19 protein-coding genes are annotated in these 19289 nt (G+C 64.7%); 11 read left to right on the top strand and 8 right to left on the bottom strand.

The annotated features are described in order from the left end of the window. The first annotated feature begins 44 nt into the window (after nucleotides 1–44). Genes ALII_RS0112610 through ALII_RS0112620 form a run of 3 tightly spaced genes read left to right on the top strand, consistent with a single transcriptional unit; the run spans nucleotide 45 to nucleotide 2083 of the window. Entirely contained in the window at nucleotides 45–899 is an 855-nt protein-coding gene (locus ALII_RS0112610) for an endonuclease/exonuclease/phosphatase family protein (protein ID WP_024587666.1), read from the top strand. A 55-nt stretch (nucleotides 900–954) separates the two neighbouring features. Beyond that, nucleotides 955–1266: a hypothetical protein gene (locus ALII_RS0112615; protein WP_024587667.1), complete on the top strand. Its 312-nt coding sequence runs from the start codon at nucleotides 955–957 to the stop codon at nucleotides 1264–1266. 4 nt (nucleotides 1267–1270) lie between these two features. Continuing rightward, on the top strand, nucleotides 1271–2083 hold the full coding sequence (locus ALII_RS0112620; protein ID WP_024587668.1) for a Ku protein: 813 nt from the start codon (nucleotides 1271–1273) through the stop codon (nucleotides 2081–2083). Nucleotides 2084–2254: 171 nt separating this feature from the next. Here ALII_RS0112620 and ligD read toward each other — a convergent pair whose 3' ends face one another. Together ligD and ALII_RS0112630 are read right to left on the bottom strand one after the other, a co-directional pair. Then, complete coding sequence (gene ligD, locus ALII_RS0112625) at nucleotides 2255–4744, bottom strand: DNA ligase D (RefSeq protein WP_024587669.1); 2490 nt, start codon at nucleotides 4742–4744, stop codon at nucleotides 2255–2257. 1 nt (nucleotide 4745) lies between these two features. After that, complete coding sequence (locus ALII_RS0112630; RefSeq protein ID WP_024587670.1) at nucleotides 4746–5576, bottom strand: Ku protein; 831 nt, start codon at nucleotides 5574–5576, stop codon at nucleotides 4746–4748. A 187-nt stretch (nucleotides 5577–5763) separates the two neighbouring features. On the opposite strand from ALII_RS0112630, the gene ALII_RS0112635 reads away from it, so the two are divergent. The 7 genes from ALII_RS0112635 to ALII_RS21675 all read left to right on the top strand — a co-directional run bounded on the left by ALII_RS0112635 (nucleotide 5764) and on the right by ALII_RS21675 (nucleotide 13137). After that, nucleotides 5764–7398, top strand: coding sequence for an amidohydrolase (locus tag ALII_RS0112635; RefSeq protein WP_244437431.1), 1635 nt, complete (start codon nucleotides 5764–5766; stop codon nucleotides 7396–7398). Nucleotides 7399–7490: 92 nt separating this feature from the next. Continuing rightward, nucleotides 7491–8588 carry an ABC transporter ATP-binding protein gene (locus tag ALII_RS0112640; RefSeq protein ID WP_024587672.1) on the top strand — a complete coding sequence of 366 codons (1098 nt, stop codon included), beginning with the start codon at nucleotides 7491–7493 and terminating at the stop codon, nucleotides 8586–8588. After that, complete coding sequence (locus ALII_RS0112645) at nucleotides 8585–9529, top strand: ABC transporter permease (RefSeq protein ID WP_024587673.1); 945 nt, start codon at nucleotides 8585–8587, stop codon at nucleotides 9527–9529. Before ALII_RS0112640 ends, ALII_RS0112645 begins: the two co-directional genes overlap by 4 nt. Next, nucleotides 9522–10328, top strand: coding sequence for an ABC transporter permease (locus ALII_RS0112650; protein WP_024587674.1), 807 nt, complete (start codon nucleotides 9522–9524; stop codon nucleotides 10326–10328). Before ALII_RS0112645 ends, ALII_RS0112650 begins: the two co-directional genes overlap by 8 nt. A gap of 47 nt (nucleotides 10329–10375) precedes the next feature. Then, nucleotides 10376–11395 (top strand): extracellular solute-binding protein, encoded by a 1020-nt coding sequence (locus tag ALII_RS0112655; protein ID WP_201767723.1) that lies wholly within the window; start codon nucleotides 10376–10378, stop codon nucleotides 11393–11395. Between the two features lie 351 nt (nucleotides 11396–11746). After that, entirely contained in the window at nucleotides 11747–12424 is a 678-nt protein-coding gene (locus ALII_RS0112660) for a LuxR C-terminal-related transcriptional regulator (RefSeq protein WP_024587676.1), read from the top strand. Next, entirely contained in the window at nucleotides 12424–13137 is a 714-nt protein-coding gene (locus tag ALII_RS21675) for a helix-turn-helix transcriptional regulator (RefSeq protein ID WP_024587677.1), read from the top strand. The genes ALII_RS0112660 and ALII_RS21675 overlap by 1 nt, the downstream gene beginning before the upstream one ends. Here ALII_RS21675 and ALII_RS0112670 read toward each other — a convergent pair whose 3' ends face one another. Genes ALII_RS0112670 through motA form a run of 6 tightly spaced genes read right to left on the bottom strand, consistent with a single transcriptional unit; the run spans nucleotide 13138 to nucleotide 18028 of the window. Beyond that, nucleotides 13138–13578 carry a hypothetical protein gene (locus tag ALII_RS0112670; RefSeq protein ID WP_024587678.1) on the bottom strand — a complete coding sequence of 147 codons (441 nt, stop codon included), beginning with the start codon at nucleotides 13576–13578 and terminating at the stop codon, nucleotides 13138–13140. Next, on the bottom strand, nucleotides 13575–14663 hold the full coding sequence (flhB, locus tag ALII_RS0112675; protein ID WP_024587679.1) for a flagellar biosynthesis protein FlhB: 1089 nt from the start codon (nucleotides 14661–14663) through the stop codon (nucleotides 13575–13577). Before flhB ends, ALII_RS0112670 begins: the two co-directional genes overlap by 4 nt. Before the next feature lie 12 nt (nucleotides 14664–14675). After that, a complete protein-coding gene (locus ALII_RS0112680) occupies nucleotides 14676–15728 on the bottom strand; it encodes a flagellar motor switch protein FliG (protein WP_024587680.1) in 1053 nt (350 codons plus the stop codon). Continuing rightward, nucleotides 15728–16156, bottom strand: coding sequence for a flagellar motor switch protein FliN (gene fliN / locus ALII_RS0112685; RefSeq protein WP_024587681.1), 429 nt, complete (start codon nucleotides 16154–16156; stop codon nucleotides 15728–15730). Before fliN ends, ALII_RS0112680 begins: the two co-directional genes overlap by 1 nt. 21 nt (nucleotides 16157–16177) lie before the next feature. Beyond that, on the bottom strand, nucleotides 16178–17119 hold the full coding sequence (locus ALII_RS0112690) for a FliM/FliN family flagellar motor switch protein (protein WP_024587682.1): 942 nt from the start codon (nucleotides 17117–17119) through the stop codon (nucleotides 16178–16180). 30 nt (nucleotides 17120–17149) lie between these two features. Next, a complete protein-coding gene (motA, locus tag ALII_RS0112695; protein ID WP_024587683.1) occupies nucleotides 17150–18028 on the bottom strand; it encodes a flagellar motor stator protein MotA in 879 nt (292 codons plus the stop codon). 138 nt (nucleotides 18029–18166) lie between these two features. Between motA and ALII_RS0112700 the strand changes: the two genes are divergently transcribed. Beyond that, the gene (locus tag ALII_RS0112700) at nucleotides 18167–19282 is read left to right on the top strand and encodes a DUF1217 domain-containing protein (RefSeq protein WP_024587684.1); all 1116 of its coding nucleotides are present in this window, start codon (nucleotides 18167–18169) and stop codon (nucleotides 19280–19282) included. Nucleotides 19283–19289 lie beyond the last annotated feature (7 nt).

A 19289-nucleotide genomic window follows, 5' to 3' on the forward strand; every position in this document is an offset into this window, starting at 1 on the left:
GGCGTTAGCATGACGCGATGCTCGACCAGACCCCGGATGATGTAATGAAGGCTTTGCGCCGGATCGGCAGGATGAAGACGATCAGGAACTCGCGGCTCATCGCCAATCTGCGCGACGCCCAGACCGTCTATGAACGCCATGACGGCGCGGGGGACAGCGCGGACCTCGTCGTCGCCTCCTACAACATTCACAAATGCGTCGGCACGGACGGCCGCTTCGACCCGATGCGCACCGCCGCCGTCATCGACGAACTGGGCGCGGACATCGTCGCCATCCAGGAGGCCGACCGCCGCTTCGGCACACGCGACGGCCTGCTCGACCTGCTCCACATCGAGGAAAAGCTTGGCCTCACCCACGTCCCCGTCGCCGCGCACGCCACCGGCCATGGCTGGCACGGCAATGCGCTTCTCTACCGCGAGGGCGCGGTGCGGGACGTGCAGAAGCTGAAGCTGCCCGGCGCAGAGCCGCGCGGCGCGATCGTCGTCGACCTCGAAGTCAAGGGCGGCGTCCTGCGCGTCATCGCCGCCCATCTCGGCCTCCTGCGGCATTCACGGAAGAGGCAGATCGAGACGCTGATCGCCGAAGTCTCCGAATGCGGCACCAAGCCGACGCTGATCCTCGGCGATTTGAACGAATGGCGGCTCGGACGGCGCTCGTCGCTGACCCGTTTGCCCGCGTCCTTCGGGCCGAGCGAGGCGCTGCCGAGCTTTCCCGCGCGCTACCCGGTGCTGGCGCTCGACCGCATCTTCGGCACGCCTGAAAGCCTCGTCGCCAAACTCGAAGTCCACGATTCCGACCTCGCCAGAATCGCCTCCGACCATCGACCGATCAAGGCCTTCATCGACATGAAGCCGGTTGCGCGGCAGGCCGAGCGCGATAGCGAGGATCGCGCCGCCTGACCCGGAACTCCTGACCCCGCCCGACGTTTGGTGGGATATAACAGGAGTTTCTGAAATGGCAGCCACACGCACCCTCACCGACCGCGACGAAATCCGCGACTGGGCCGCAGCCCGCATGGGCTCGCCGGCGATCAGCGAGGCCTCGCCCTCGGTCGGCGGCGACGATCCGGTCCTGTCGATCGTCTTCGACCAGGCGTCCTATCAGGATCAGGATCGCGGTGCCGACGCGGCCATGGCGCTCGGCGGGCGCGAGATCGTCGAATGGGACGACTGGTTCAAAATCTTCGAGGAAAAGCAGCTCGCGCTGGTGGTCTCCGAGGAAATTCCGGGCCGCAAGGATTCCTTCCACGAGATCGTCGCGAGGTAGGACCATGGCGCCGCGCTCGTTCTGGAAGGGTTATCTCAAGCTGTCGCTGGTGACATGCCCCATTTCCATGACGCCCGCGACCACCGCGAACAACAAGCTGCGCTTCCACACGATCAACGCCAAGACCGGCAACCGCATCGAAAGCCGCTACGTCGACGCGGTGACCGGCAAGCCGCTCGGCGAGCATGACGAGATCAAGGGCTACGAGATCGGCGAGGACAAGCACGTCATGCTCGACGACGACGAGCTCGACGCCGTTGCGCTCGAAAGCACCCGCACCATCGACATCGAGCAGTTCGTCCCGGCCGATTCCATCGGCTGGATCTGGCTCGACAAGCCGCACTACATCGCCCCCGACGACAAGGTCGGTGAAGAGGCATTCGCTGTCATCCGCGACGCCATGCGCGCGACGAAGAAGGTCGGCATCTCCCGCGTCGTCCTCTATCGCCGCGAACGCGCCGTGATGCTGGAGCCGCGCGGCAAGGGCATCGTCCTGTGGACGCTGCGCTATGGCGACGAGGTGCGCGAGGAGACCGAGTATTTCTCCGAAATCGAGCGCGAAAAGCCCGACGCGAAGCTGATGAAGCTGGTCAAGTCCCTGATCGACGATCGCTCGACAAAATGGGACCCGAAGCTGGTCGAGGACCCGGTGCAGGACAAGCTGCTCAAGATCATCGCGGCGAAGAAGAAAAAGAAGAAGCCGACGCTGGCGAAGGCAAAGTGCGAACCCGAGCCGGAGACGCCGTCCAACGTCGTTTCGATCATGGACGCGCTGAAGAAGAGCATCGCGAGTGAGAAGGCGGGGAAGACGAAGTAGCGTCAGCGCTCCCCCTCTCCGGCCCTTCGGGCCACCTCTCCCCCGTAGGGGGGCGAGGAACCCAGGCTGGTTGAATATCGCCGGATGATAGCCGCCACCGATAAGGGCGTTTCCTCGCCCCCTTCGGGGGAGAGGTGGCTCGGGCGACAGCCCGAGACGGAGAGGGGGACCTCAACCTCTCCGACTTCCCTTCCCCCCAATCACCGCCTCAGCCTTCCGAAAATCCGCCCACGGATCGACCTTCAGATTGTCGAGCCGCGCCATGGCATTCGCCACCGTATAATGATCCGCCCTGATCTCCGGCGACAATTCATCCCATGACAACGGCATCGACACCGCCGCCCCTTCCCGCGCGCGCGTCGAATAGGGCGCGACGGCGGTCATGCCGCGACCGTTGCGCAGGTAGTCGATCAGGATCTTCCCCTTGCGCTTCGCCTTGGTGATCGTCGCGACATAGGAATCGGGCTCGTCCGCCGCCATCTCCTCGGCGATCCTCTTCGTGAACGCCTTGACCCTGTCCCAATCCGCCTTCGGCTTCACCGGCGCCACCACATGCAGCCCCTTGCCGCCGGACGTCTTGACGAACCCAGTCAGCCCATGCGCCTCCAGCCGTTCGCGCACGGCATGGGCCGCCTCGATCACGCGCTCCCACGTGACGCCATCGCCGGGGTCGAGGTCCATGATGATCATGTCCGGCTTCTCGATGTCGGAAAGCGGCGCGCCCCAGGGATGGATTTCCAGCGTCGCGCCCTGGACGAGGCCGATCAGCCCGTCGAGATCGTCGATGGCGATGCCCGGCTCCTCGCTGTCGTCGAGCTTTTCGTGGACGGTGAGGATTTCCTTGCTCTGCCCCTTCCACGCATGTTTCTGGAAGAAGCATTGGCCGGAAATGCCGGTCGGGCAGCGCAGCAAGGCCAGCGGCCGGTTGACGACGAACGGCGCCATCAACGGCCAGACCTGCGAATAGTAATCCGCCAGTCCCTCCTTGGTGACGCCCGCATCCTTCCAGTAGACGCGATCGGGGTGGGTGAGCTTGACCGCGCTCTTCGGCTTGTCCTTCGCCTTCTCTTCAGTGCCGCCCTCGCGCACGATCTCGGCCGCAGGCTTGTCCTCGCGAATGCCGCGGAACGAGGCGTGGCGCACGTTTCCGTCCGCCGTCCAGGCGCGGAACTCGACCTCGGCGACCATCTTCGGCTCGACGAACACCGCGCCGCGCTTCGCCTCCGCGGAAAGCTTGCCGTCGAAAGGCGCCTCCTTCGCCTCGATCGCCTTCAACTGTTTGAACACATCCTCGGCGACGCTGCGCGAAAAGCCGGTGCCGACGCGGCCTGCATGGATGAGCTTCCCGCCCTCGTGATAGCCAATGAGCAGCGATCCGATCGCCTTCTTCGAGGTCGAGGACGGCACGTAGCCGCCGATGACGAATTCCTGCCGCTCGGCGCATTTCGACTTGATCCAGTCCCGCCCGCGCCCGGAGGTGTATTTGCCGTCGCGCACCTTGGAAATCACGCCTTCCAGGCTGAGCCGGCAGGCGTGGCGCAGGATCATCTCGCCGTCTTCCTCGAAATGGCTGGAGAAACGCAGCGCGTTCGGTGCGTCGGCGAGCAGCTTTTCCAGTGCCGCCTTGCGGTCGACGAGCGGCGTTGCGCGCAGATCCTTGCCGTCGAGATAGAGAAGGTCGAAGGCGTAGAAGACGAAGCGGTCGCTGCGCCCTTCGCTGAGGTCAGCCTGCAATGCGGAGAAATCCGACGCACCGCCATTGCCTTCGACGACGAGCTCGCCGTCGATGATGGCGTTCTTGAGCGCCAGCTTGCGGAAGGCATCGGGCACCGCCTCGCCGAACTTTTCCGTCCAGTCGAGCCCGCTGCGCGTGAAGAGCGTCACCTTGCGGCCCTGCACATGCGCCTGCAGCCGGTAGCCGTCGAACTTGATCTCGTGCAGCCAGCGCGCGCCTGACGGCACATGCGGCTTCAACGTCGCAAGCTGCGGCTCGACGAAGCCGGGATAGCCCGCCGTCTTCGCACCCTTGATGCGCTTCGGCGGGGCCTTTTTCGTCTCGATCTTGCCGGTCTTCGACGACCAGCCCGGCGTCTCGTTCGCGACGTCGGCGATCAGCCGCCCGGTCTTCACCGATTCCGGCCGTTCCTCCAGAATGTCCGGATCGTCCTCGCCGCGCGCGAATTCGTCCTCGCTCTTGATCATCAGCCAGTTATCGCGCTTCTCGCGCGGCTTTCTGGCCATGCGCACAAGGTGCCAGACGCCCTTGAGCTTCTCGCCGGAAAGCTCGATTTCCAGATGCCCCTTCTTGTACCCCTTGGCGTAGTCGAAGACCGGCTTCCACGTTCCGCGATCCCACACGATGACGGTGCCGCCGCCATACTCGCCCTTCGGGATCGTGCCTTCGAAGTCGCCATAGTCGAGCGGATGATCTTCGGTCTGGACGGCGAGACGCTTTTCGCCCGGAACGAGGCTCGGGCCGCGCGTCACCGCCCAGCTCACCAGAACGCCGTCGACCTCGATGCGGAAATCATAGTGCAACCGCGTCGCGTCGTGCTTCTGGACGACGAAGCTGTTGCCCTTCGATTTGGCCTTGCGCGCCGCTCCGGACGGCTCCGGCGTCTTCCTGAAGTCGCGCTTCTGCCTGTAGACGTCGAGTGCCATCTCAGCTTGCCTTGCGTCGCGGCGCCTCGGCCTTCGGCTTGCGCTTGGCGGCCGCCTTCTGCGCACCTGCGCTCTGGCGCAGCGCGTCCATCAGGTCGATCACCTTGCCCTTGGCCTCGCGCTTCGGCTTCCTGATCTCCTTGCCTTCCATCTTCGCCTTGACGAGGTCGGCCAGCGCCGCGTCGTAGCGATCGTCGAACTGCGACGGATCGAACGTGCCACTCTTGGTGCCGATGATATGCTTGGCAAGGTCGAGCATCTCGCCCTTGATCTTCAAATCCGGAATCTTGTCGAACGCCTTTTCGGCGGCGCGGACCTCGTAGTCGAAATTCAGCGTGTCGGCGACGAGCCCCCGCCCCTGCGCGTGGATGAGAACGGTGCGCACGCGCCGGAAGAGGACGGCGGTCGCGAGCGCCGCGACGCCCTTCGTCTTCATCCCTTCCCGGATCAACCCGAACACATCCTGCGAAGCATCATCGGCCGGCGCGAGATAATAGGGCTTGTCGAAATAGACCGTGTCGATGTCGGCGCAGGAGATGAAGTGATCGACGGTCAGCATCTTGTCGCTCTGCGGCGTCGCCGCCGCGATCTCGTCGGGCTCCAGCAGAATGTAGGCGCCCTTCGACGTCTCGTAGCCCTTGACCTGGTCGTCGTGCTCGACCGGCTTGCCGGTGTCGGCATCGACATATTCGCGCTTCACGCGATTGCCGGTCTTCTTGTTGAGGACGTGGAAGGAGACGCGCTCCGAGGTCGTCGCGGCCGAATAGAGCGCGATGCCGCAGGCGAGTTCGCCGATCTTGAGGTGACCTTTCCAGATTGCACGTGGCGCCAAGGGCTGAACTCCGAACGCAATGCCGCAATCACCAGAACTCGCAAGCGTCGTACCTGTTCCGCCCAAGCGATTGCGCCAGCACTTGCCCGGCGCGGAACGCCCGGCCTACGATGGGCCCAGGCAGTCGAAGGGGCAAATCTTGGCACAATCCGCCGAACTCATCGTCACGAACGCGCGCATTCTCACCATGGACGAGGCCGCGCCGCGCGCCGAAGCGATCGCCATCGCCGATGGCCGCATCCTGGCGGTGGGAGCGAACAGCGAGATCGAGGCGCTGGCCGGGCCGGACACGCGCCGCGTCGAAGGCAGGGGCCGCTCGCTCCTGCCCGGCTTCGTCGAAAGCCACATGCACCTCTTCTCCGGCGCGGCCGAACTCGACGACCTGCATCTCGGCGGCGTCAAGGGCTTCGAGGCGCTGAAGGCGGCGGTGACGGACTACGCGGCGCAGAACCCCGACGCGCCCTTCCTGATGGCGCAGCTTGCAGATTATGCGATCCTGTCGGAAAAGGAGCGCATCACCCGCCACCATCTCGACGCGATCCTGCCCGACCGGCCGTTCGCCATGTCCGCCGCCGACCACCACACGGTCTGGGCGAATACGGCCGCGCTGAAGGCTGCCGGCCTTCTCAACGGCAGGACGCTCGGCCCCGGCAACGAGATCGTCATGGGCGACGACGGCCTCGCCAATGGCGAGTTGCGCGAATCCGAGGCCTTCGGCCCGGTCGTCGCATTGACCGGCAAGGAGCGCGCGGGGCTCGGCCTGCGCACTGGCGGCGAGCCCGATCCCGCGCCGACGCCGGATGAGCGCGCCGCAGACCGGGCGATCTTGAAGAAGGGCCTCGACTATGCCGCGCGCCACGGCATCACCTCGATCCACAACATGGACGGCAATCTCTACACGCTCGAACTTCTCGCCGAGATCGAGGCCGAAGGCGCGCTCGACGTTCGCGTGAAGGTGCCGTTCCACTTCAAGAACTTCATGCAGCCCGACGCGCTCGACAAGGCCTCGCACATGGCGGCGACCTACAAGTCGGACTGGCTCTCCTCCGGCTTCGTCAAGATGTTCTATGACGGCGTTCTCGACGGCTGGACCGCCGTCATGATCGAGCCCTATGCCGACAAGCCCGGTTGGCACGGCGAGCCGCTTTTCTCGCCCGAACGCTTCAAGGAGCTGGCGACCGAGATCGACCGGCGCGGCCTCCAGATCGCCGTCCACGCCATCGGCGACGGCGCGGTGCGCGCGGTGCTCGACGGCTACGAGGCGGCCCGAAAGGCCAACGGCGCGCGCGACAGCCGCCATCGCATCGAGCATATCGAGGTGACGACAGCCACCGACATTCCGCGCTTTGCCGAACTCGGCGTCGTCGCGTCCAAGCAGCCGCCCCACCCGCCCGGCGCGATGGATTTTCCGCTGGAGCCGACCATCTCCGTCATCGGCCGCGACCGCTGGCCGTATTCCTACGCCTGGCGAACGCTGAAGGATGCAGGGGCGGAAATCTGCTTCGCCTCGGACTGGCCGGTGTCCGATATTTCGGTGCTGCGCGGCATCAAGGCCGCCGTCACCCGCGAGAAATGGGCCGACGACATGCCCGACCAGGCCTTTACGCTACACGAGGCGATCGAAGCCTATACCGCCAAAGGCGCCTATGCAGGTTTCGCCGACGACAGGCTCGGCCGGCTTAAGCCGGGCTACCTCGCCGATTTCGTCATCCTCGACGGCGACATCGAAGCGGTCGCGCCCGAAGCCATCGACACGCTCGCCGTCGCGTTGACGGTCTGCGGCGGCAAGGTCTCGTACGACGCGAATTCCACCCCCGGTTGAGTGGCGACAAAATCGCCAACGCCTTCATTTTGGGGGTGAATTCGAGTTTGAAACGGATAGGCTAGCCCTGCCCCACGGATACGGAGACGCGCTTGCCATCCTCAACGACCCGGTCGGACATCGAAGTCGAGAAACTCAGCAAGATTTTCGGGAGCGGCGAGGATGCGGTCCGGGCGCTTGACGACGTCAGCCTGACGATTCCAGAAAACGAGTTCTTCACCCTCCTCGGCCCGTCGGGTTGCGGCAAGACCACGCTCCTGCGGATGATCGCCGGCTTCGAGCAGCCGACATCGGGCCGCATCAAGCTCGGCGGGTCCGACATCGCCGACCTGCCGCCCAACAAGCGACCCGTCAACACCGTCTTCCAGTCCTATGCCCTCTTCCCGCACATGACGGTGGCGCAGAATATCGGCTTCGCGCTGAAGATGCTCGGCAAGCCGAAGGCCGAGATCGACGAGACCGTTACGCGGATGCTGAAGCTGGTCAAGATGGAGCCGATGGCCAATCGCAAGCCGGCGCAGATTTCCGGCGGCCAGCAGCAGCGCGTGGCGCTCGCCCGCGCGCTGGCCCCGCGCCCGCGCGTCCTCCTCCTCGACGAACCGCTCTCCGCGCTCGACCTGAAACTGCGCAAGGAAATGCAGGTCGAACTGAAGCGCCTGCAGGCCGAAACCGGCATCACCTTCATCTTCGTCACGCACGACCAGGAAGAGGCGCTGACCATGTCGGACCGCATCGCGGTGATGAGCGCCGGCAAGGTGCTCCAGGTGGGACCGCCGCGCGAGATCTACAACCACCCGGCCGAGCGCTTCGTCGCCGACTTCATCGGCGACACGAACTTCATCGCCGCGAAAGTGGAGCGTGCCAACGGCCGTTCGGCCACCGTGCGCCTGCCCTCCGGCGCGGCGCTCGACGCGGGCCTGCCCGAAGGCCTGTCGCCGGGCGAAGGCGAGAGCGTCACGCTCGTCGTGCGCCCCGAACACGCCAAGCTCGCCGCCGACGGCGCGCTCAAAGGCACGGTCGAGAATGCCGTCTATTTCGGCACCGACACCCATTTCCACATCCGCCTCGACACCGGCGACCTCTTCATCCTGCGCAGCCAGAACGCGGCGATGCCGAACGGCCTGCCCGACACCGGCGATGCGGTGTCGATCGCGATCCCCGAAGGCGCCGTTCAGGTGGTGCGCGGATGAGCGCGGTCGAACTGGCGCCGCATGGCGCGGATACGGACAAGCCGAAGGCTGCGCGCGGCGATATCGCCTGGCGCTGGTGGCTGGTCACGCCCGCGCTCATCGTGCTCCTGCTTGCCGCGTCCGGCCCGCTTCTGATCGTCCTCGTCTATTCCTTCCTCGAGCCCGGCAGCTTCGGCGGCGTGGTCTGGAATTTCTCGACCGAGGGCTGGTTCCAGGTCTTCTTCACACGCGACATCTTCGACGAGACGGTCGCGCCCGCCACCGCCCATCTCGACATCTTCTGGCGGTCGATCAAGCTGGCGCTCTACACGACGCTGATCACCGCGATCCTCGGCTTCCCGACGGCCTGGTTCATTGCCACGCGGGCGCCGGACGTGCGCCCGATCTGGCTCTTCCTCGTCACGATCCCGTTCTGGACCAACCTCGTCATCCGCACCTTCGCGATCCAGGAGGTGATCCGCAACGAGGGGCTGGTCAACAACATCCTGATGACGCTCGGCATCACCTCCGCACCGATCCAAATGCTGTTCACCGACTTCGCCATCCTGCTCGGCATGGCCTATGTCTTCCTGCCGCTGATGGTGCTGCCGCTCTATGCGAGCATGGAAAAGCTGGACTTCAAGCTGCTCGAGGCCGGCTACGATCTTTACGCGACACGGCTCAAGGTGCTCTGGCACATCGTCCTGCCTCTGGTGAAGCCGGGTTTCATTGCAGGCTCCATCCTCGTCTTCATCCCCGCCATCGGCGCCTATGTGACGCCGCGCATCCTCGGCGGTGGGCGCAATCTGATGCTCGGCAACCTGATCGAACTGCAGTTCGGACAGGGCCGCAACTGGCCGCTCGGCTCGGCGCTCGCGCTGACGCTGCTCGTCATCGTCGTCATCGCGCTGCTCTTCTACATCCGCTCGACCGCGCAGCCCGAGGGCCGGCGTCATGGGTAAACGGAACTTCTCCATCGCCAGCCTGCCCGGCTTCGGGGTGATCGCGATGATCACCTTCGTCTTCCTCTATCTGCCGATCGTCACGCTCGTCGTCTATTCCTTCAACGAGGCCGCCTCGATGGCGCGCTGGGAGGGGTTTTCGCTGCGCTGGTACGAGGCGGCGCTGAACAACCGGCAGGTGCAGGACGTGTCGATCCGCTCGCTCGTCATCGCCTCATGGGCCGCGAGCCTGGCGACGATCCTGGCGACGATGGCGGCGCTCGCCACGACCCGCAACGAGCGGCGGTTCCCCGGCCAGACCATGGTCTACGCGCTCATCAACCAGCCGCTGATGGTGCCCGAGATCGTCACCGGCGTCGCACTTTTGATCTTCTTCGCCATGATCAAGGTGTCGACCGGCTATCAGGGCCTCGGCTACCTAATTGCCGCGCACACGGCCTTCTGCATTCCCTTCGCCTATCTGCCGATTCGCGCGCGGCTGGAGACGATGGATTTGACGCTGGAGCGCGCCGCCGCAGACCTCTACGCGACGCCCCTGCAGGCATTTCGCCATGTGACGCTGCCGCTGCTCGTGCCGGGCGTCATCGCCGGCTTCATGCTCGCCTTCGTCACCTCGCTCGACACCGTCGTCATCACCGAATTCATCAAATCAGCCGGACAGGACACGCTGCCGACCTACATGCTGGGTCAGATGCGCCGCGTCATCACGCCGGAGATGAACGCCATCTCCACGCTCTTCCTTCTCCTGTCCCTGATCGCCGTGACCGTCTTCTTCCTTTTGTCACGCAAGAAAGCCTGAAAAACCGGAACCGAATGGGAGTGCCGAACATGAGAACCACACGATTGATGCTTGCGGCGGGCGCGCTTGCCGCCTCCACCGCCATGGCCGCCGCGCAGGATGGCGGCCAGCTCAACATCTACAATTGGGGCAACTATACGAGCCCCGAAATGATCGAGAAGTTCGAGGAGGAGACGGGCATCACCGTCACCGTCACCGACTTCGATTCCAACGACACCGCGCTCACCCGCATCCGCGCGGGCGGGCATGGCTTCGATATCGTCGTGCCGTCGAACAACTACGTGCCGATCTGGGTCGAGGCCGGGCTCCTGCAGGAACTCGATCCCGAAGAAATCCCGAACATGGCCAACATCGCCGAGCGCTGGCGCGACGTGCCGTGGGACCCGAACCGCACGCACACCGTGCCGTGGCAGTGGGGAACGACCGGCGTCATCGTCAACACCTCCGTCTATGAAGGCGACATCGACACCTCGGCCATCTTCCTCGACCCGCCGGACGAGTTGAAGGGCAAGATCAACGTCATTCCCGAGATGACCGACGTCATGAACATGACCGTCCGCTATGTCGGCGGCGAGCAGTGCACTGAAGACCGCGATATCCTGCGCCAGGCGCGCGACAAGCTGGTCGAAGCCAAGCAGCACTGGATCGCGCTCGACTACGGCACGGTCGACGCCTATGCCGCCGGCGACATCGCGGCCGGGGTCTACTGGAACGGCGCCTCGATGCGCGCCCGACTGCAGAACGAGGACCTGGCCTATGGCTATCCGAAGGAAGGCTACCCGATCTGGATGGATTCGGCCGCAATCCTCACTGACGCGCAGAACACCGAGAACGCGAAGAAATTCCTGAACTTCGTTCTCGAGCCGGAAAACGCAGCGATGATCTCCGAATTCGCGCGCTATGCGAACGGCGTCGAGGGTTCGGACGAGTTCATGCCCGAGGACATGACGACCGCGCCGGAGATCGTCGTCGCGCCCGAGCACGAGGAAGCGGCATATTTCTCCGTCACCTGCCCGGCCGAAACGCAGCAGCTCTACACCCAGATCTGGACCGAGCTCCTGCGCTAACCCGTTCTTCCGACTCGCCTTTTGAAAGCGCCGGCTCAAGAGCCGGCGCTTGTTCATGTGTTGCACGAAAGACTCACCCCTCCTCGCGGTCCGTGAAAGTCTGAAACTTCACGTGCCGAATCTTGACGCGAATCAAGCCTTTACGTACCTCTGTTGACAGGGATGTGTGGTGCTTCGCGAACCGCTACAGACGCCGGGCTTGGCGTTGGTTCGCAGAAGATCCCGCGGGGGCGACTTCGCTTTGTCGAGAGTTCAATGCGTTTTGCGACTGCCATGGCGACATGGCGGCGATGGGTTGGTGCGTCCTTCGCGCCGCCCGGCCGATACCGATTTGGGACGACGACACCTGCGATGACCGAAGCCTTCTCGACCTTCCGCACCGACCGCATCGCATCTTCCGGCCTGCGTGAACTCGGCGTCCTGATGCGCGGCTTCTCCCGCCGCATCGGCGCCGATGCCTACCTCCTTTTCGAACACCGTCCGCAGACCGGCAGCGTCGGCCTGATCGCCTGCGACTGGCCGTTCGACATGATCGCCGAGATCGGCTCGGACGGGCTCGACCGTCTCGCCAGGGCCGGCATCGCCTGCGCGCCGGGCGACGCCGCCGGCATCGTCGCGCTCGACGCGGCCTCGATTCCTTCCGACATTTCCGCCGCTGCGCGCGACAGCGGCTATGCGAGCCTCATCTGCCAGAGCCTTCCGGTCGGCGACGCGCTTTTCGTGGCCGTCTATTGCGCCGGCGACGGCACCGAACTTTGCACCGAGGAAGCCGAACTCGCGCAGATGCGCGCCATCTACGCCATCTCGCAGCGCCTGACGGCCAAGGCCGAGATCGCCTCGCCGCTTTCCGTGCGCGAGAAGGAATGCCTGAGCTGGGTCGCCGAAGGCAAGACGACCGAAGAGGTCGCGATGATCCTCGGCGTCTCGGCCAACACGATCAACGCCTACATCGCCAAGGCGATCCAGAAGGTCGCGGCCACAAACCGCGCCATGGCGATCGCCACCGCGATCCGAGCCGGCATGATCTGATGTTCGACGAAGGCCCCTCACCGCAGATCGCCGCCGACAGGATCGAGCGCGAGGTCTCGCGCGCGTTTCTGGACGTCGTCGAGCGTGGTCAGGAGCTTGCCGCAATGATGGGCGCCAAGCGTTTCGCGATCGTCTTCGCGGCCTACCGCGAAGGCCGGCTGGCGCTCCAGCCATTCCTGGACACCAGCTATCCCGGCCTCTCCGCGCTCTCGCATGCGCTGACCGCGCCGGGTGTCTCCGCAGAATTGCAGCAGGCGGTGACGCGCGCGCAGCCCACCATCTTCTCGGCCGATCGCGAATTGCCGGCGCATCATGGACAGGCGACCGTTCCGGCGCTCGTCAGCGAAGAGGCGAGCATCGTCCTGCCCGTCCATTCGCCCTGCGGACGGCGCGGGCTCGTCGCGCTGAGCGGGCCAGAGATGACGGTCGAGGAGGACCGCTCGATGCGCGCGCACCTGCGTGCCTTCGCGCTTTTCCGCGCCGCCTGCCAGTTGCGGGCGCCCGAGCCACGCGCCAGGCATGGACTGTCAAAGCGTGACATCGAATGCCTGCGGCTGACCGCCGACGGCCTGACCAGCGAGCAGATCGCCGAGCGCCTCGGCCTGTCGGTCCACACCGCCAATCAGTATGTCGCCGCAGCCGCCGAAAAGCTCGACGCCGTCAACCGGATGCACGCCGTCGCCAAGGCGCTGCGCGCCGGCATCATTTCCTGATCAGCTTGCCTTCCTGAGCGGTTCGCTTGCCCGGAGGCGGGCATCTTCGAGGCTGGTCTTCAGCCGCATCGTGTTGAGGTCGGCATCGTCCGACGCATCGTCGAACGAAACGTAGTTGAGCTCGACCGACGCCGTCTCGTCGGCGAGCGTCAGCGTGAAGAAAACCTTGGCGCCGCGCGGATGCAGTTCGAGGTCGAGCGCGATCCTGGGCGGCAGCGCCCAGCAGGCATGCGCCTCGCCGCCATGCCCGAGCCGCAGCGTTCCCGGCATGAAATAGAGCTCCGCCGCCGAATCCACGAGGTCGGCCACCGAGGCGAACCGCTCCATGCGAATGAAGGCGATATAATCGGCGATGTCGACGAGCCGCAGCTCGCTGACGACGTCGCTGATCGCATCGGCGACGATGATTTCGCGGGCTTCGGTATGGGGCTGCTTTATCATTTTTGTCTTCCCGCGGAAGGCTGTGCCTTGGCGCCGTAGACGATACGGACGAGTTCGGCGACAGCCTGATAGAATTCAGGCGGGATCACCTTATCGACCGAAACTTGCTTATACATGGAGCGGGCGAGGTCTACGTTCTCGAATACTGGTACGCCGTTCTCCTCGGCGATCTCGCGAATCTTCAGCGCGATCAGGTCCTGGCCCTTGGCGATGACCGTCGGCGCGGCCATCTCGTCGCGCGCATAGCGAAGCGCGATCGCATAGTGCGTCGGGTTGGCGATGATCAGCGTCGCGGTCGGCACCGCCGTCATCATGCGCTGGCGGGCCCGGTCGCGCTGCAGCGAGCGCAGGCGCGACTTGACGATCGGGTCACCGTCGGTCTGCTTGATCTCCTCCTTGACCTCCTGGCGCGTCATCCGCAGTTCCTGGCGCCAGTGGAACCGCGACCACAAGAGATCGGCCGCCGCGATCACGACCATGATCAGGACGATGGAAACGACGATCTCGATCGCGATCTGGCGGATCGTCCCGGCGAACACGTCGGGCGGGGTCAGCATGCCGTCAAGGAGCCGCGTCTGCGCCTCGCGCATGGCGAAGACGACGAAGCCGCCGACGATGAAGATCTTGCCGAGCGACTTGCCGAACTCGACCCAGCCCTGCTGGCCGAAGATCCTGTCCCAGCCCTTCTTCAGCGAGATGCGCGACAGCTTCGGCTGGATGCGATCGAGGACCATGCGCGGCATGTTCTGGATCACCGAAGCGACGATGCCCGCCAGCATCATCAGGACCAGAAGGGCGACCAGCACCTTGGCAATCTCCATCACCACCAGGCGGTAGATGTTGACGGCGTCGGGCTGGGTGGAAAGGCTCCACTCGTCGGGCCGCTCGAGGAAGATCGACAGGAATGCGCCAAGTTCCATCACCCCGTTCTGGGCGAAGAACATGAAGAAGGTCAGGATGGCGAGGAAGGAGGCGACGGACGAGATTTCCTTGGCGACCGGGATCTGCCCCTTGTCGAGGCTGTCCTGAATCTTCTTCTCGGTCGCCTCTTCTGTCTTGCTTTCCTTGTCGTCGTTCTCGCTCATCGCTCAGCGCGGTCAGGCCGCGTTGTCGAGGGACGGCAGTTCGACGAGGCCTTCGCCGGAAAGGCGTAGCGCCGTCGATGCGATCGACTTGCGCGCATTCATGATCGTATCGAGATTGACGTCGGCCGGGGCTGACAGTTCGGACTCGATCATGCGCCGCGAGCGCGCGCCGATCGCCGACAGAACCGCCTCGCGCAGCGCCCCGTCGCATTCGCGCAGCGACAGCGTGACGATCTCAGTCGACAGCCCGTCGAACAGCGCCACGCGCGACTTCTGGTCGAGCTTGAGGATGTCGTCGAAGGAGAACAGGCGCGAGCGAAGCGCGGCGACATCGGTCTGGCCGGACGCTTCGAGATCGGACATCACCTCGTCGAGCTCGGACTTGTCGAGTTCGTTGAGCAGGCTCGCCACGCGCGCCTGCGCCGCGCCGACATTCTTCGACTTCGACTGCTCGGCGATCCGGTTCTGCAACTGGCCTTCGATGAGCTTGTGCGCGGCCGGCTGAACGGTGTTGAGCGCCAGCATCCGGCGGATGATGTCGCTGCGCTCCGCCTTGGCGAAGGTCAGCACCACCTTGGCCGCGGCCGGCGGCTTCATGGCGGTCAGCACGACTGCGATCGTCTGCGGATGCTCGTCGGCCAGAAGCTGGTTGACCTTGGCCGGGTCCATGCCGTCGAGCTTCGACCAGATGGTCGGCGAGGTGTCGGAAATGATGCCCGGCTTGCCGCGCCCCATGATCACGTCGACCTCGTCCTGCGAGAACGTATCGCTCAGGAGGCTGTTCATCTTGTCGCTGGAATCCAGCAGGCCCGCGCCCTCGGTGAACTCGCCCTCGAACTCGGCGACGATCCGCTCCAGTTCGCTCTGCGAGATCGTCTGGAGCATCCGCGCGGCCTCGATCAGCGCCTTCAGTTCTTCCTGCTTGAAGAACTTCAGAAGCTTGCCGGCCGACGGCTTGCCCATCGCCACCAGGATGGCGGCTGCCTTCTGCGCCTTGGAAAGGCCATGCGTCGCCGCATGGGCGGCGCTGCGCGGGTCCTCGGCTGGGGCGTTGGCGTGTTTCATCAGCCTTGCTTGGTCGTGTCCACGATCTGGGTGAGCTTGACCCCGAAGCGCGACGGGTCGTCTTCCAGCACCGTGATTTCACCCGATGCGATCTTGCGGCCGTTGACGACGATGTCGACCGGCTCGCCGATGCGACGGTCGAGCGCGACGGTCGAACCCTTCTGCAGGGCCATGAGTTCGGAGACGGGCATCTCGGTCGAGCCGAGCACGATCTGCACGTCCACGGGGATGTTCATGATGATCGAATTGCCGGCCGGCTCGCCAGTACCGGCACTAACCGATGCGGGCCTTGCACCGCCGGCGATCTTGCCGGCATCGGCCGCCGCGGCGCCTTCGCTCTCGTTCAGCACGCCCCGCAGTTCCTCGATCGCGCGGTTGAGCTGATCTTCCTCGATGTCTTCCGGCTTCGCCGCCTGCGCCTTGGTCATGTCGTCCCCAGTCAAGTCCGTTTAGCCCGAGATCAGGCCGTCCATGAATTCCTTGCCCGCATCGTAGGGATGACGGACACGAACGGTGAAGTGATTCCCGAGCTTGCCGAACTCGCATACGAATACTGTCTTGCGCCGGGCTGACAGGCGCGTATTGGCCTGCGCATCCTGCGGAAATTCGATCACCTGTCCGACCCTGAGCTGGGTCAGTTCGGTCAGCGTCATCTTCGAGAGCGGGATCGTCGCCTCCAGCGCCACGCTGGAGCGCATCACCTCTTCGCCGAACCGCGCCTTCCAGGCGCCGGGCGTGGCGGCACCGGGGGCCGACGCCTGCGTCGCCTCTCCGCGATGGGTCAGCAGAACGCGCTGCGGCATGGTCACCGAGAGCGTCCCGAACCCGGCCGAGGACGACAGCTTGAAGGTGATCTTCACCCCCGGCCCGTCGCGCAGCGCCAGCTTGGCGAGATCGGCTCCGCTCGTCGGTGCCTCGAGGGGAAAGCGCAGGTCCAGCGCCCGGTCGCCCGAACCGTTGAAGGCCTTGGCGACGCTGGAAAACAGCGAGGCGACCAGTTCGAGCTCGATCGGCGACGGCTTGCGCGTGATGGGTTCGGCCGGCAGGTCCGGATCGCCGCCGAAGACGGCGCCGACGAGAAGCCCGACCAGATCGGCCCCGGCGAGGATCGCGAGCGCGTCCGGCGAGGACTTCGACTTCACGATCGACATCGCCTCGAACTGCGGACGCTTCGGCCGCGCTTCGCCGAAACGGACGACGTCGATGGCGTCGACTTCCATCTCGAGCGGGAAGGAGACCAGCTCCTCGATGTCGCTCAGAATCTGGGGGATAACCCGTATGCCCAGCGCCCGCGCCGCATCCGCGACGCGCTGCGGCTCGCCCGTTTCGCCGACGAGACGTTCGACGATCGGGCTGCGCACGGGCGCTGGCGACGTTGGAGCAGGCGGCATTACTGGACCTTGACGAGAATCACTTGGCGATTAGGCAGCCTTTTTGGCCGGTTCGCCACCCATATTCAAAGTGCTTTGTTCCACCGCGTCGATCGTCGGGCGGTCATAGGCGGAAATCGTCTTGCGGCCGAATTCGAGTGCGACCTGCGGCAGCGAGCCGTTCATGTAGGCGAGCAGCGTCTGCTTGACGATGATGTAGAGCCGGTTCTTCTTCTCGCGCACCACCTTGATCTTGGCCGCGACCGGGGCGACCACGGCGTAGTTCAGGAAGATGCCGAGGAAGGTGCCGACCAGCGCTGCGCCGACGAGGCCGCCGAGAATCTCCGGCGACTGGTCGATCGCGCCCATCGCCTTGATGACGCCGAGAACGGCGGCGACGATGCCGAGCGCGGGAAACGCGTCTCCGACGACCGTCAGGGCATGATAGGATTTCAGCTTGTCGTGGCGGATGGTGTGGATTTCCTCATCCATCAGCGCCTCGATCTCGAACGGGCGCGCATTGCCGATGATGATGATGCGGCAATAGTCGCAGATGAAGTTCATCAGGTCCTTGTTCTTCATCACCGTCGGATAGGCCTGGAAGATCGCGGATTCCTCGGGATTGTCGATATGCGCCTCGACCTCGTTGCGCGACTTGGTCTTCAATTCGCGCATCAGCGAGTGCAGGACGCCGAGCACTTCGAGATAGTCCTGCTCCTTCGGCACCGCGCCCTTGATCGCCTCCATGGTCGCCTTGCCGGCGTCCTTCACGGTCGAGAGCGGATTGGCGATCAGGAAGGTGCCGACACCGGCGCCGCCGATGATGACCAGCTCCCAGGGCTGGTAGAGAACCTCGAGATGGCCACCCATGGCCATGTACCCGCCCAAGACGCAACCGAAGATGACTACGAAACCAATGAGAATGCCCACGACGATCCTTCCCGTGCCAAGTCCGCTCCTCTCTAGTCCCTGCGCCTTGCGCGAGGCTTGAACGGCGGCACTGCCAGCTTCGCGCAAGCCGCTCGCGCTATGCCGCCCTATCGATTTGGATGATGAGGGGATTCGGCCGTGATCGGGACGCTTGCGACCTACCAGAACATCGTGCGCAATCTCGACCGCTCGCTTGAACGCATCGAAGCGCAGCCGGTGGTCCGGCGCGAGACCGACCATTACCTCGCCAACATCTCCAAGGTCACGACGATCGAGCAGTTCGTCGACGACTACCGCCTCTTCAACTACGCGATGAAGGCGTTCGGCCTGCAGGACATGGCTTATGCCAAGGCCTTCATGGTCAAGGTGCTCGAAGAGGGCGTTGAAGATCCCGATTCCTTCGCCAACAAGCTGACCGACAAGCGCTACGCCGAATTCGCCAAGGCATTCGACTTCGCCAGGCACGGCGCGGGCGCGACGACGTACAATCCGGCGCAGACGGGCGCGATCGATCTCTATGCACTCGCGGCCAAGCGCGACCTGATCCCGGCCGAGACGCAGAAGGCCGAAACAACCTACTACCTGCAGACCATCCCGACCGTCACCTCCGCCGAAGGCCTCATCGCCAACGAGCGCCTCTACGACTATGCGATCCGCGCCTACGGGCTGGAGGATCGCGCCGGCGATCCCGAATTCATCCGCAGGCTGCTTGCGGGCGGCGTCGAGGGCGTCGAGGCGCTCGCGAAGGACGAGGAGGAGGAGCCGAAGCTCCTCGCCTTCGTCCAGGCCTACAATTTCGCTGAATATGGCGAGAGCGCCACCACCTTCACCAAGGCAGGCGACCTCGCCGTCGGCAGCTATCTGCGCCAGACCCTCGAAGAAGATGCCGGCACGCAGAACGAGGGCGTGCGCCTCGCGCTCTACTTCGAGCGCAAGGCCGGCGGCATCTCCAACTGGTTCGAGGTGCTCGGCGACAGGGCGCTCGGCCAGGTCGTGCGCGGCGCGCTTGGCCTTCCCGACGCCTTCGCGCAGTCCGACATCGACAAGCAGGTGAAGTTCTTCGAAAGCCGCCTCGACATCGAGGATTTCAAGGACCCCGTCGCGCTCGGCAAGTTCCTCTCCCGCTTCGCCGCCATGTGGGAGATGAACAATCCGTCGAGCGCTGCGAGCAATCCGGCGCTGGTTCTGTTCCAGCAGCCCGAGTTCGGCATCTCGCAGGACGTCCTTCTCACCATCGCCCGAATGAAAAGCTGAGGTCTCG

The organism is Aliihoeflea sp. 2WW (assembly GCF_000497755.1).
Classification (GTDB): domain Bacteria; phylum Pseudomonadota; class Alphaproteobacteria; order Rhizobiales; family Rhizobiaceae; genus Aliihoeflea.

Excerpts from the sequence above, each read along its gene's own strand:
- ALII_RS0112610 (WP_024587666.1), top strand. The coding sequence starts at position 45 with ATGAAGGCTTTGCGCCGGATCGGCAGGATGAAGACGATCAGGAACTCG.
- ALII_RS0112615 (WP_024587667.1), top strand. The coding sequence starts at position 955 with ATGGCAGCCACACGCACCCTCACCGACCGCGACGAAATCCGCGACTGG.
- ALII_RS0112620 (WP_024587668.1), top strand. The coding sequence starts at position 1,271 with ATGGCGCCGCGCTCGTTCTGGAAGGGTTATCTCAAGCTGTCGCTGGTG.
- ligD (WP_024587669.1), bottom strand. The coding sequence starts at position 4,744 with ATGGCACTCGACGTCTACAGGCAGAAGCGCGACTTCAGGAAGACGCCG.
- ALII_RS0112635 (WP_244437431.1), top strand. The coding sequence starts at position 5,764 with ATGGACGAGGCCGCGCCGCGCGCCGAAGCGATCGCCATCGCCGATGGC.
- ALII_RS0112645 (WP_024587673.1), top strand. The coding sequence starts at position 8,585 with ATGAGCGCGGTCGAACTGGCGCCGCATGGCGCGGATACGGACAAGCCG.
- ALII_RS0112650 (WP_024587674.1), top strand. The coding sequence starts at position 9,522 with ATGGGTAAACGGAACTTCTCCATCGCCAGCCTGCCCGGCTTCGGGGTG.
- ALII_RS0112655 (WP_201767723.1), top strand. The coding sequence starts at position 10,376 with ATGCTTGCGGCGGGCGCGCTTGCCGCCTCCACCGCCATGGCCGCCGCG.
- ALII_RS0112660 (WP_024587676.1), top strand. The coding sequence starts at position 11,747 with ATGACCGAAGCCTTCTCGACCTTCCGCACCGACCGCATCGCATCTTCC.
- ALII_RS21675 (WP_024587677.1), top strand. The coding sequence starts at position 12,424 with ATGTTCGACGAAGGCCCCTCACCGCAGATCGCCGCCGACAGGATCGAG.
- ALII_RS0112670 (WP_024587678.1), bottom strand. The coding sequence starts at position 13,578 with ATGATAAAGCAGCCCCATACCGAAGCCCGCGAAATCATCGTCGCCGAT.
- flhB (WP_024587679.1), bottom strand. The coding sequence starts at position 14,663 with ATGAGCGAGAACGACGACAAGGAAAGCAAGACAGAAGAGGCGACCGAG.
- ALII_RS0112680 (WP_024587680.1), bottom strand. The coding sequence starts at position 15,728 with ATGAAACACGCCAACGCCCCAGCCGAGGACCCGCGCAGCGCCGCCCAT.
- fliN (WP_024587681.1), bottom strand. The coding sequence starts at position 16,156 with ATGACCAAGGCGCAGGCGGCGAAGCCGGAAGACATCGAGGAAGATCAG.
- ALII_RS0112690 (WP_024587682.1), bottom strand. The coding sequence starts at position 17,119 with ATGCCGCCTGCTCCAACGTCGCCAGCGCCCGTGCGCAGCCCGATCGTC.